General features: G+C 68.0%; 9 protein-coding genes. 5 read left to right on the top strand and 4 right to left on the bottom strand.

From position 1 onward, the window contains the following. Positions 1-65: 65 nt before the first annotated feature. Both EV647_RS15465 and typA read right to left on the bottom strand, forming a co-directional pair. Positions 66-1,721 (bottom strand): glutamate--tRNA ligase, encoded by a 1,656-nt coding sequence (locus EV647_RS15465; protein ID WP_238177228.1) that lies wholly within the window; start codon positions 1,719-1,721, stop codon positions 66-68. Continuing rightward, positions 1,721-3,583 carry a translational GTPase TypA gene (typA, locus tag EV647_RS15460; RefSeq protein ID WP_134003279.1) on the bottom strand — a complete coding sequence of 621 codons (1,863 nt, stop codon included), beginning with the start codon at positions 3,581-3,583 and terminating at the stop codon, positions 1,721-1,723. Before typA ends, EV647_RS15465 begins: the two co-directional genes overlap by 1 nt. Before the next feature lie 266 nt (positions 3,584-3,849). On the opposite strand from typA, the gene EV647_RS15455 reads away from it, so the two are divergent. Then, positions 3,850-4,485 (top strand): TetR/AcrR family transcriptional regulator, encoded by a 636-nt coding sequence (locus EV647_RS15455; protein WP_134003277.1) that lies wholly within the window; start codon positions 3,850-3,852, stop codon positions 4,483-4,485. Here EV647_RS15455 and EV647_RS15450 read toward each other — a convergent pair. Together EV647_RS15450 and EV647_RS15445 are read right to left on the bottom strand one after the other, a co-directional pair. Beyond that, the gene (locus tag EV647_RS15450) at positions 4,453-5,613 is read right to left on the bottom strand and encodes an FAD-dependent monooxygenase (protein WP_134003275.1); all 1,161 of its coding nucleotides are present in this window, start codon (positions 5,611-5,613) and stop codon (positions 4,453-4,455) included. The genes EV647_RS15455 and EV647_RS15450 overlap by 33 nt on opposite strands. Positions 5,614-5,680: 67 nt before the next feature. After that, positions 5,681-6,637, bottom strand: a complete 957-nt coding sequence (locus tag EV647_RS15445; protein WP_134003273.1) for an asparaginase — start codon at positions 6,635-6,637, stop codon at positions 5,681-5,683. A 209-nt stretch (positions 6,638-6,846) separates the two neighbouring features. On the opposite strand from EV647_RS15445, the gene EV647_RS15440 reads away from it, so the two are divergent. The 4 genes from EV647_RS15440 to EV647_RS15425 are packed head-to-tail and all read left to right on the top strand — an operon-like array spanning position 6,847 to position 12,423. Further along, entirely contained in the window at positions 6,847-8,151 is a 1,305-nt protein-coding gene (locus EV647_RS15440; RefSeq protein ID WP_134003271.1) for a sugar ABC transporter substrate-binding protein, read from the top strand. Then, entirely contained in the window at positions 8,151-9,038 is an 888-nt protein-coding gene (locus EV647_RS15435; RefSeq protein WP_133787217.1) for a carbohydrate ABC transporter permease, read from the top strand. The genes EV647_RS15440 and EV647_RS15435 overlap by 1 nt, the downstream gene beginning before the upstream one ends. Then, positions 9,038-9,967, top strand: a complete 930-nt coding sequence (locus tag EV647_RS15430) for a carbohydrate ABC transporter permease (protein WP_134003269.1) — start codon at positions 9,038-9,040, stop codon at positions 9,965-9,967. Before EV647_RS15435 ends, EV647_RS15430 begins: the two co-directional genes overlap by 1 nt. Then, positions 9,964-12,423, top strand: coding sequence for a beta-galactosidase (locus tag EV647_RS15425; RefSeq protein ID WP_238177227.1), 2,460 nt, complete (start codon positions 9,964-9,966; stop codon positions 12,421-12,423). The genes EV647_RS15430 and EV647_RS15425 overlap by 4 nt, the downstream gene beginning before the upstream one ends. Position 12,424: the final 1 nt, after the last annotated feature.

Genomic DNA, 12,424 nt, shown 5'->3' with positions numbered 1-12,424 from the left:
CAATGGTGTATCACACCGACGGAGCCCAGGGCACGCTCCGTCAGCCACCGTTTCCAGTTCGTGCTCTACGAGGCCAGCGCGCGCAACCGGCGCAGGACCTCAGGAGCTCCGAGCGCCTGCGCGGTCGCGTGCAGATCGGGGCTGCGGGTGGCGCCGGTGATCGCGACGCGCACGAGCTGCGAGGCCTCGCGGATCGAGCCGACGTACGCCTCCGGATCCTTCTTGTACTCCTTGGCGTTGGGCGCGAACCGGTGCTTGCCGGCGAGAGTACGGATCTGGTCGAACCACGCCTGCGGGTCGCCGAGATGCTCGTAGTTCGCCACGAGATCCGCCGCAAACGCCGTGACGACGTCCGCCGCGACGCCGAGCGGAACCAGCCGCTCGTCGGCCGGCCCGTCCACCGGGACGAACAGCTCGGTGAAGAAGAAGCCGTACGCCGGCCGGAAGTCCGACCACTTCCGCAGGTCCTTGCGCGGGTTCTCGACGCCGTCGCGCTCGACCGCGAGCGCCCGCAGCGCGAGGTCCTTCTCTTTGTCGAGCACGGGAACGAGTTCCGCGTCGTACTCCACGGCCCAGGCGCGCACCGCGTCGAGGATCTGCTGTCCACTCAGCGTCGCGATGTGGTCGGCGCTGATGTCCTCGAGCTTCACCAGGTCGACCAACGGACCGGCGACCCCGCACAGGCTGAGGTCGATCGGCGTCGTCAGGGCCTCCGCCAGCGGCAGCTCCGCGAGCCGTCCGTTGGCCAGGCCGCGCAGGTAGTACAGGACCGCGTCGGCCGGGTAGCCGGCGCCGATGTAGAAGTCGACGCCCGCCTCGGGATCCTTGCGCTTCGACAGCTTGCGCTTGCCGCCCGGGATCTGCTTCATCAGCGGCGCGATGTGCGCGTAGGTGATCGGCTCGAACTCCAGCGCCGCGAACAGCTGCTGATGCAGCGGCACCGAGGAGATCCACTCGTCGCCGCGGATCACCAGGTTCACCCGCATCAGGTGGTCGTCGACCGCGTGCGCGAAGTGGTACGTCGGGAGTCGCGGCGACTGGTCCGACGCCTTCAGGATGACCGCGTCGTTGCGATTCGCCTCGTGCTCGAGCCGCCCGCGGATCGCGTCGACGAAGCTGGTCCGCTGCCCGTCGGCGTCATCCGGCGTCCGGAAGCGCACGACGTACGGCGCACCCTCCGCGAGCTTGGCCGCGACGGCGGACGGGTCCGCGTCGCGCCAGGTCGCCCACTTGCCGTAGTACCCGGTCGGGACCTTGGACGCCTGCTGGCGGGAGGTGATGTCGGCGAGCTCGTCCTTCGTCGCGAAGCACAGGTACGCCTTGCCCTGCCGGAGCAGGTGCCGCACGTAGGTCAGGTAGATCTGCTCGCGCTCGGACTGCAGGTACGGCCCGTACGCACCGTGGTCCTTGTCCTCGTCGGAGCTGATACCGAAGTACTCGAACGCGCGCGCGAACTGCTCGAGCGCGCCCTCGACCTCCCGCGACTGGTCGGTGTCCTCGACGCGGACCAGGTACACCCCGCCGGTGTTCGACGAGATGTCCCGGTCGATCATCCCGACGTACACGCCGCCGATGTGGATGAACCCGGTCGGCGACGGGCCGAGCCGCGTGACCTTCGCCCCCTCGGGCAGCTCCCGCTGCGGATACCGGTCCTCCCAGTACTGCGGCCCGGGGAGGTCACTCGGGAACAGCCCGTCGATCACGGCACGCTCCAGCATCATCAGCTCTTCGACTTACGGCCGAGCTTGGCGCGCTCGATCTGGGTGAGGGCGACCTTGCGCATCCGGATCGCGTCCGGCGTGACCTCGACGCACTCGTCCTCGCGGCAGAACTCCAGCGACTGCTCCAGCGACAGCTTGCGGGCCGGCACCAGCTTCTCGAACTCGTCCGCGTTCGAGCGGACGTTCGTCATCTTCTTTTCCTTGGTGATGTTGACGTCCATGTCGTCCGAGCGCGAGTTCTCGCCGACGATCATGCCCTCGTACACCTCGGTGGCCGGCTCCACGAACATGGTGCCGCGCTCCTGCAGGTTGATCATCGCGTACGACGTGGCCGCGCCGGCCCGGTCGGACACGAGCGAACCGGACGGCCGCGTACGCAGCTCGCCGAACCACGGCTCGTACCCCTCGAAGACGTGGTGCGCGATGCCGGTACCACGGGTGTCGGTGAGGAACTCGGTGCGGAACCCGATCAGCCCGCGGGCCGGGACCAGGAACTCCATCCGGACCCAGCCGGTGCCGTGGTTGGTCATCTGCTCCATCCGGCCCTTCCGGACCGCGAGCAGCTGGGTGACGGTACCGAGGTACTCCTCGGGGCAGTCGATCGTCAGACGCTCGACCGGCTCGTGCCGCTTGCCGTCGATCTCGCGGGTGACCACCTGCGGCTTGCCGACGGTCAACTCGTAGCCCTCGCGGCGCATCTGCTCGACCAGGATGGCCAGCGCCAGCTCACCACGGCCCTGAACCTCCCACGCGTCCGGGCGCTCGGTCGGGAGCACCTTCAGCGACACGTTGCCGACCAGCTCGCGGTCGAGCCGGTCCTTGACCAGGCGGGCGGTGACCTTGGTGCCCTTGGTCCGGCCGGCCAGCGGCGAGGTGTTGGTGCCGATCGTCATCGAGATGGCCGGCTCGTCCACGGTGATCAACGGCAGCGGCTTGGGGTTCTCGGGGTCGGTCAGGGTGTCGCCGATCATGATCTCCGGAATGCCCGCGATCGCGACGATGTCACCCGGGCCGGCCGAGTCGCCGGGGACGCGCTCGAGCGCCTCGGTGACCAGCAGTTCGGTGATCTTGACCTTCTGGATCGTGCCGTCGTGCCGGCACCAGGCGACCTGCGCGCCCTTCTTCAGGGTGCCCTCGTGCACCCGGACCAGCGCGAGCCGGCCGAGGAACGGCGAGGCGTCCAGGTTGGTGACGTGCGCCTGCAGCGGCGCGTCCTCGGTGTACTCCGGGGCGGGCACGTTGTTCAGGATCGTCTCGAACAGCGGCTCGAGGTCCTCGGAGTCCGGCATATCGCCGTCGGCAGGCTGGTTCAGCGAGGCGCGGCCGGCCCGGGCCGAGGCGTAGACGACCGGGAAGTCCAGGGCGGACTGGTCGGCGTCGTGGTCGAGCAGGTCGAGGAACAACTCGTACGTCTCGTCGACGACCTCGGAGATCCGGGCGTCCGGACGGTCGACCTTGTTGACCACCAGGATCACCGGCATCTGCCGCGCCAGCGCCTTGCGGAGCACGAACCGGGTCTGCGGCAGCGGGCCCTCGGAGGCGTCCACCAGCAGCACGATCGCGTCCACCATCGACAGGCCGCGCTCGACCTCGCCGCCGAAGTCGGCGTGACCGGGGGTGTCGATGATGTTGATCGTCATCTGCTCGCCGTTGGCCATCTTGTGCCGTACGGCGGTGTTCTTGGCGAGGATCGTGATGCCCTTCTCACGTTCCAGGTCGCCGGAGTCCATCGCCCGCTCATCCACGTGCTGATGGGCTCCGAAGGCGCCGGACTGCCACAGCATCGCGTCGACGAGGGTGGTCTTCCCGTGGTCGACGTGGGCCACGATCGCGACGTTGCGCAGGTCGTTACGGACAGGCATGAAGGAGCGCTCCAGTCATCAGAGGGTGTGTAGGCGGTGGCTACGGCTGGTTTCACGTGCCACTCGACACAGGGCGCAGCCCTTTCAGTCTACCCGTCACGGCTCGTGTCCAGAAAACGGCAAGATGCTTGACGTTTGTTGACTGGACGTCCAGTCTATAAACGGCGCCTGGGGAGGGGCCGGAACAACGGGGGGTCAGCCCGAGGCGCCGGGCACGCGAATGGGGGGTTGCCCGGCGCTTCAGGCTTCGACCGGGAGAGGAATCAGTGCCGCGATCGGCGACCGTCAACCGGGAGCTGCGGGAGCGCTCCCGGGAACGCATCCTGTCCGCGGCGCTGGAGACCTTCGCCGCCAAGGGCTACGAGGCCGCGTCGATCTCCGACATCACCGCCGCCGCGGGCGTCTCCCGCGGCCTGGTCTCGTACTACTTCGCCACCAAGGAACAACTGGCCGCCGAGCTCCTGGACCGCTGGCTGGACGGCATCGCGGGGATCCTGAACATCCAGGGAACTCCGGACGAACGACTGGCCGGCATCATCGACGGCGCCCTGATGGCGGCCGCGACCACGCTCCCGATCCAGCGGCTCGCGATCACGCTGATGATGCAGCCGACCACCCACGACGTGTTCGCCCGCGTCGAGCAGGCCAAATCCGGCCGGCTGTCGCTGGTCGAGGACGCGATCCGCGACGTGTTCGCGGCCCGCGGCGCCGCCGACCCGGCCGTCGAGGAGATGTTGCTCAGAGCAACCTTGGAGGGGGTGACCGTCAAACTCGCGATCTACCGCGAGACCTTCCCCCTGGAGGCGATCCGCACCCGCCTGTACGCCGGCTACGACCTGCCCGCGCCGACCGCCCCGCTTCCGATCGCCTCACCCGCGGTCGACCGCTTGCGTGCCAAATGACCCGGGCGGAGTCCAGTCGAAGATCCGTGTGCCGTTCCTGAGCGCGGCCCGTGGCGGGGTGATCCGCAGCATCGCGTTTCGCAACCACTGACCACGCGGACCGACCTCCGCGCCCGTCCGCCCCATCCACGCCGACCGGCTGACAATCCTCTGCGTACGCCGGTACCGCTGCGACTCGTACTCCCGCAGCCCGGCCGCCAGCTCGCCACCGGCCGGAATCACCAACCCGAGCGTCACCGCGTCCTCGAGCGCCGAGTTCGCGCCCTGCCCGAGTGTCGGCAGCATCGGATGCGCCGCGTCTCCGATCAGCACGGTCCGCCCGATCGTGTACCGCGGCAGCGGCCGCTCCAGCACCCACACGTCGTGCCGGATCACCTCGTCCGTCGTCTCGGTCAACGCCCGTACGTCGGGAGCCCACGCGGCGAAGTACTCGCGGACCGCCCGCACCTCGTCCCCGATCGGCCGGCCGCTCGGCATCGCGACGTACCCGTACCAATAGACCTCGTCGGCGCTGATCCGCAGCGCCCCGAACTCGGCGCGCGGCCCCCACGTCATCGCGAACCGGTCGTCGACCGTGGTGTCGGGTGTCGCCGCACGCCAGCAACTGAAGCCGCTGTAGCGCAGACGCGTGGAGAACAAGGCGTTCCTGGTCGTACTGCGGATCCCGTCCGCACCGACCACCAGATCGGCCCGCGCACTGTGAGTCCCGTCCGCCGACTCCCACCTCACCCGAGCCCGCTCACCACCCACCGCTCCGGGTTCGACCGCAGTGACCCGAGCACCGGTCACGAGGTCGGCGTCCTGCGCCTCGACCAGCGCCTGGTGCAACCGCTGCCGGTGGATCCCGATCATCCCGGTGTCACCACCATCAGGCGCTTTGAGCAACCATTTCCCGTCCCACCGCCGGGTCCCGGCCGCGCGCACGTCGTACCCACTCCGCCGGATCCGCTCCGCGGCACCGAGCTCCTCGGCCGCCCGTTGTCCGTTGACAGTCACCACGAGGCCTGCGCCGACCTCGCCCAGCTCGGGCGCACTCTCCAACACCCGCACGCGCCACCCGGCCCGCCTCAACGCCCCTGCGGCTGCCACTCCGCCGATCCCGGCTCCGACCACGATCGCCTCATCCACACATCCACCTTAGGAACACCGGGTGTCGCGCGCGGGTGACCGCCTTTCCGGAACGACGGGGCTGGGGTCAGGCGAACGTCGGTGCGTGCGGACGGACTGCGCCGACCACGTTGTCTCCGCCGGTGAGGTCGAAGTGGAGGTGGTTCTCGATCGTCTCGTTCGTGATGCCGAGGCGCTGGAGGGTCGCCGCCATCACGACCTTGCGAGCGCGCGGCGTACCGTCCTCGAGCTTCAGCGCGATACCGGTGCCGTCCGCGAGACCGACGGCGTACACGCCCTCGGCACCGGCCTTGCAGAACAGGCCGTTGACGGCTCGCATCAGCTCGGCCTCGTCGCGTGTACTTCCGCTGGCGTACTCCGGGTACTCGCGGAACGCCTGGGCGATGCGGCCCTCCTGGGCGTCCGTGGCCGCCGCCGCGAACAGCCCGAATGAGCGGGCCAGGCCGGAGAGCGTGAGCGCGAAGATCGGCGCGCCGCAGCCGTCGATCGCGACGTACGAGACCTTCTCGCCCGCGGCGTCCTCGATCGCGGCGCGGATCTCCTTCTGCAGCGGGTGATCCGGCGAGCGGTAGGTCTCGAGATCCCAGTCGTTGAGCGTGCTGGTCAGCAACATCGCGGCGTGCTTGCCGGAGCAGTTCATCACGACCCGCTCCTTGCCGTGACCGGCCTTGACCCAGGCGTCCCGGGTGTCGTCGTCCAGCGGGTACGCGACCGGCGTCTGCAACGCAGTCTCGTCGAGGCCGGCGGTCGCGAGGATCTGCCGTACGCCGTCGACGTGGAACTGCTCACCGGAGTGCGAGGCACCCGCGAGCGCGAGCAGCTTGCCGGTCAGCGGGAGGCCGTTGCGGAGCATGCCAAGGGCCTGCATGGGCTTGTTGGACGAGCGTGGAAACATCGGCTGGTCCACGATGCCGGCGGACCAGTCGACGGTGCCGTCGGGATTGGTCACGACGACGGAGCCGCGGTGGTGGCCTTCGACGAAGTCGCTACGGACGACGTCGGCCAGGATCACAGGTTCGGTCACGGCTGAACTGTACAGGTGCAAAACACCGGGTTGCGAATGATTCCCCTCGCAGGCCAGCGCACTGGCCCCGGAAGCCCCCGGTCACGGTTTGGCATTTCAAGGATCGGGGTCTTGCCAAGGGTTATTCCAATGATTAGTTTAACCGGCACCCAAACCCTCAGGGATCAACACAAATCCTCAGGGTTCAACACGTAGGGAAGGTCAGCGCGATGGCGATGGACAAGGCGCAGGTTTCGCGTCGGGGATTTCTCGGGATGAGTCTGGCCGCGGGTGTCGTCACGCTCACCGCGTGCGGTGCGGACAGTGACGCCAAGGGCAGTACGTCGGGTAACGCCACCGCCGCCAACCTGGTGATGGCGGTGTGGGGCGGAGACGCCGACAAGACGGCGTACCAGAAGCGGATCGACCTGCTGGTCAAGAAGTTCCCCGAACTGAAGGTGACGCTGCAGCTGATCCCGGGTGACGGGTACGCGCAGAAGGTCCAGACGATGATTGCCGGCGGCAAGGGCCCCGACATCATGCAGGTGGCCGAGAGCGTCAACGTCTACTCGAGCAAGAACCAACTCCTGCCGCTGGACGAGCTGGCGTCGAAGGCCGGGATCGACCTGGAGAAGCGGTTCGGCTCGATCGGCAAGCTGTACTCGTACCAGGACAAGGTCTACGCGATCCCGGACCGCTCCGGCGCGATGATCGTGTACTACAACAAGACGCTGTTCGACGCCAAGGGCATCAAGGCGCCGAGCGCGGACTGGACCTGGGACGACGCGCTCGGCGCGTTCAAGGAACTGACCGTTCCGGGTAAGCAGTGGGGCTATGCCGGCGGCGGCTGGTGGGCGCAGTGGTGGAGCTTCGTGTACCAGAACGGCGGCAAGATCATCGACGACAGCGGCAAGCCCGCGGTCGCCACCGACGAGGTGATCGAGGCCTTGCAATGGACCGGCGACCTGGTGTTCAAGCACGGCGTCGTACCGACCAAGAAGCAGTACGCCGACATGGGCGCGGACGTCGGCGGCGACCAGGCGTTCGCCAATGGCAAGGTCGCGGTGAACACCACCGGGTTCTGGGCGATCGGCGGTCTGGCGAAGAGCAAGATCGAGTGGGACATCGCGCCGCTGTGGAAGGGCAAGCAGCAGGCGGTGACCGCGTTCGGCAGCGGCCTGGCAGTCTCCCGGACGGCGAAGAACCCGGATGCCGCCCTCAAGGCGATCGACTTCTTCACCTCGCCGGAGGCGCAGCAGCAGATCATCGCCACCGGCCAGGACGTGCCGGCCAACCTCGAGGTGCAGAAGAGCCAGGCGTTCCTGAAGCCGGCCTGGATGACCAAGCCGGTGAACATGAACGTGTTCGGCGAGTCCAGCGACTTCGTCTACCGGGCGCCCTTCATCCCCGCCTGGAACGAGATGCAGAAGGCGTTCGACGACGGGCTGGCCGACTTCTGGCTGGGCAAGCAGGACGCGCGCACCGCGCTGACCGCGGTCCAGAAGCGACTCGAGTCCATCGTCAAGCCGGCCTGATGTCGAGGTTACGCCGCCGCGAGGCGTTGTGGTTCTACCTGTTCGCGTCGCCGTGGATCATCGGGTTCGTCGTGTTCCTGCTCGGGCCGATGATCGCGTCGATCTACATCTCGCTGACCGACTGGGACTCGTTCACCCCGCCGAAGTTCGTCGGGCTGGAGAACTACACCCGGCTGCTGACCGAGGACCCGGTGTTCTGGAAGGCGCTGTGGAACACGTTCTTCTACGCCGCGATCTCGGTGCCGCTCGGCCTCGGGATCGGCCTGTGGCTGGCGAACCTGCTGAACAAGCAGGTCCGCCTCCGCAAGGTTTTCCGGACGCTGATCTACCTGCCGACGCTGGTGCCACTGGTCGCGACGGCGATGATCTTCAAGATGGTGCTGGCCCCGTCCGGCCCGCTGAACGACGTGCTCGGGGTGTTCAGCATCCCAGGCCCGTCGTGGCTGCTGGAATCGATCTGGGTGAAACCGGCGCTGATCCTGCTGTCCGTCTGGGGCGCCGGCGGCGCGACCGTCCTGTTGCTCGCGGCCATGAAGGGCATCCCGCGGGAGCTCTACGAGGCGGCCGAGGTGGACGGTGCGGGAGCGTTCCGGCAGTTCTGGAGCATCACCTTCCCGCAGCTGACCCCGATCATCTTCTTCAACCTGATCATGGGGCTGATCGGGGCGTTCCAGGTGTTCTCCCAGGTCTACATCCTGACCAAGGGCGGGCCGGACAACGCCAGCCAGATGATGGTTCCGCTGCTGTTCAACGAGGCGTTCTCCTTCTACCACATGGGTTACGCGTCGGCGCTGTCGTGGCTGTTGTTCGCCGTCATCCTGGTGTTCACGCTGCTCGCCTTCCGCACCGCCCGGCGCTGGGTGTTCTACGAGACCGAGGTGAAGTGATGGCCACCGTCATCTCCGCTGCCGCACCACCGCAGCAGGAGCCGCAGCCGGGACCGGAGCGGACCCCGAGCCGCGATCGGGTCATGGGAGTGTTCCGGGCGACGCCGTTCACCTATGCCACGTTGATCATCGTGTCGGCGGTGCTGTGTGTCCCGCTGGTGTTCGTGGTGTCGATCGCGCTGTCCAGCGACCAGACCGTCAACGCGAACACCTTCACGATCCTCCCCCGCGAGTTCCACTGGGACAACTTCACCCGGGTGTTCAGCACCGACCTGCCGATGCAGCGGTTCCTGCTGAACTCGGTGATCATCTCGACTGGCGCGGTGATCGGGCAGATGCTGTCCAGCGGGCTGGTCGGTTACGCGTTCGCACGGTTGCGGGCGCCGGGCAAGAACGCGCTGTTCATCGTCGTACTGGCGACCATGATGATCCCGGCGCAGATCACGATGATCCCGCAGTTCATCCTGTTCAAGGAACTCGGCTGGGTGAACACCTTCCTGCCGCTGATCGTGCCGAACTTCTTCTCCAACGCGTTCAACGTCTTCCTGGTCCGGCAGTTCGTGTCCCGGCTGCCGAGCGAGATCGACGAGGCCGCCATGGTGGACGGCCTCGGCTTCTTCGGCATCTACCGCCGGATCATGCTGCCGATGCTCGCCCCGGTGCTGATCGCGATCGGTATCTTCACCCTGACCGCGACCTGGGGTGATTTCATGGGCCCGTTGATCTACCTCAACGACGAGACCAAGATGCCGCTGGCGCTGGGCGTGCAGTACATCACCAGTACGTCGCAAGCACTGCAGGCGCCACCGTGGAACCTGGTGATGGTCGGGTCGATCCTGCTCACCTTGCCGATGATCCTGGTCTACTACCTGGGACAGCGGTACCTGTACGAGATGGACATCAGCGGCGGGAGTGCGGGGGTCAAGTGACGGTCGAAATGGACGCGCGCGGGATCCGGATCGACGGCGAGCCGCGGGTGCTGCTGTGCGCGTCGCTGTTCTACTTCCGGTTGCCGCCGGAGCAGTGGCGGGCACGGCTCGAGCAGGTCCACCGGTCCGGTTACACGTGTGTCGACGTGTACCTGCCGTGGAACTTCCACGAGCTCTCCCCCGGCCGCTGGTCGTTCGAGGGCCGTCGTGACGTCGCTGCGTTCCTGGATCTCGCGTTCGAGCTCGGGCTGCACGTCATCGCCCGGCCCGGTCCGTACATCTGCTCGGAGTGGGACGGCGGTGCGCTGCCGGCGTGGCTGGGGCTGGACCCCGCGCTGCGCGTCCGGCAGAACGAGCCGCGGTTCCTGGCTCAGGTGACGGACTGGTTCGATCAGGTCCTGCCGATCCTGGCCGCGCGTCAGTACGGCGCGGGTGGCGCCGTCATCATGGTCCAGTTGGAGAACGAGCTCGACTTCTTCGACTGCGAGGACCGGCCCGCGTACCTCACCGCTTTGCGTCAACAGGCGCTGAAGCACGGTCTCGGCGTACCGCTGATTGCTTGCTCCGGGCAAGGAGATCTCTTCGGCGCCACCGGCGACGTGGAAGGCGTCGTACCGGCGTGCAACTTCTACCCCGATGACGACTCGCCGTTCATCGAGGAAGAGGTACGGCGGTACGCGCGGCTGCTCGCTGATCGCGGGCTGCCGCTGCTGATCACCGAGACGAACCGGCGGCACCGGACGCTGCGGCGCCTGCTGGCGAGTGGTGCGTCGCTGATCGCGCCCTACCTGCAGTCGTCGGGATGGAATTTCGGTTACACCCCGTCGAGCGGGAACTGGGGACGGCCCGGAAACTTCATGAGCCACGGCTACGACTTCGGTGGATATGTGTCGTCCACAGGAGTGGAGCGACCGGAATTCGCTCAGGCGCAGACGCTGGCCTGGGTGCTGGAGGCGCTCGGACCACGGCTCGCGTCGGCGAAGCTGGGTGAGCCGGTCAAGGTGACCACCGACTTTCCGACCAGCTCGTCGCACTCGGTGCTGGACCTGGAGGGCGGTGGCCGACTGGTCGCCGTACCGAACCTCGGCGCCGAGGACGGACAGGCGATCGTCGCGGGAATCCCGGTCGCGGTGGCGGCGGACTCGTGCCCGCTGATGGTGCTCGACCTGCCGCTCGGCGACACCACGCTCCGGCTGGCATCGGCCGACCTGATGGACACGAAGCAGCAGGGCCTGCTGTTCTGCTCCTCCGTGCCGGTGACTGTCGTCATCGGCAGCACCACGGAGGAGATCCCGGTCGGGTCGTCGCGGATCGTCGAAGGTGTCGTGGTCACCGTCGAGCCGCCACCGGAGACCGACGTTCCCGAGGTCTCCGAGGTTTCCGAGGTCTCCGATGCGGTGACCGTCCGGCGACGTACGTCGGCCGCGCCCTCGACGCCGGCGGGGACTCACGAGCTCCCGCCGACGCTGGAGTCTCTCGGCGTCTACCGCGGGCGCGGAACCTACACGACGGCCACCGATCTGACCGGCGAGCTGCTGCTCGTGGGCGCCGCCGACATCGTGGACCTGTCGATCGGCGGTCGCGTCCACACGCTGGCGGCCTTCGGTGCGACGGAACGCATCGACGTCCGCGGGCTCACCGGACAGATCCAGGCAACCGTCGAGATCTGGGGCCACGCGAACTTCGACGACACCCGGCTGCCGTCCCTGCGGCTCGGCGCGCTGCGCGGCCTCGGGTCACTGTGGAACGTCCTCGAGACGCGCGACATCTCGGCGCTCTGGACAGTCCACGGGCAGTGGGCCGGCGAGCCGGCCCCGCTGCGGAGCCTGACCGGCTGGAGCAGCACGCGCGTCGGCACGCCGATCACCTACACGCGCCAGCTCCACACCGAAACGCCCGCGGCCCTGCATCTGGAAGGCGTTCGCGAACCCGTCTCCGTGACTGTGGACGACGGCCGGCCACTCACCGTGCACTCCGAGGACCCGTGGGTGATCCTGCCCGCGGGGACCCAGCAGATCTCCGTCACCGTTCCGCACAATCCGAGCGGCGGCGGTCTCCGTGCCGAGCTGCTCATACTGGGCCCGATCGTGGACTGGACCTGCGCCGTACAGGACGACGAACTGCTGACCGCGTTCGCGCTCCGCCGCGAGTCCGGGCCCGAGATCGAGCTCCCCCTGACCCTCGCGCCAGGCGAGGAGGCCTGGCTCGACGTGGAGCTTCCAACGTTGGAGAATGGGGTGCTGGTGCGGCCGGAAGGGACTCAGGTCCGGATCACCGGCTGGGCCGGCGGGGAGTGTCTCGGACGCGTCTGGCTCGGTGACCGGCCGGCGTTCTCGGGCGGCGATCCCGACGTACTGTGGATCCCGCCGGGATGGTCCGGACTGACGCTGCTGGTGCGGGGCGTCGACGGACCGGCCAGGCCGGAGCTTCGGGCAGTACGGATCGAGAACACCTAGG

The sequence above is a fragment of the Kribbella sp. VKM Ac-2566 genome (genome assembly GCF_004366005.1).
Taxonomy (GTDB): Bacteria; Actinomycetota; Actinomycetes; order Propionibacteriales; family Kribbellaceae; genus Kribbella; species Kribbella pratensis.
The sequence above is the reverse complement of the archived record's forward strand: the minus strand, read 5'-3'. Positions and strand labels throughout refer to the sequence as shown.

What these genes read in the sequence shown, in the direction of transcription:
- EV647_RS15465 (WP_238177228.1), bottom strand. Translation starts at nt 1,721, where the DNA reads ATGATGCTGGAGCGTGCCGTGATCGACGGGCTGTTCCCGAGTGACCTC.
- typA (WP_134003279.1), bottom strand. Translation starts at nt 3,583, where the DNA reads ATGCCTGTCCGTAACGACCTGCGCAACGTCGCGATCGTGGCCCACGTC.
- EV647_RS15440 (WP_134003271.1), top strand. Translation starts at nt 6,847, where the DNA reads ATGGCGATGGACAAGGCGCAGGTTTCGCGTCGGGGATTTCTCGGGATG.
- EV647_RS15435 (WP_133787217.1), top strand. Translation starts at nt 8,151, where the DNA reads ATGTCGAGGTTACGCCGCCGCGAGGCGTTGTGGTTCTACCTGTTCGCG.
- EV647_RS15430 (WP_134003269.1), top strand. Translation starts at nt 9,038, where the DNA reads ATGGCCACCGTCATCTCCGCTGCCGCACCACCGCAGCAGGAGCCGCAG.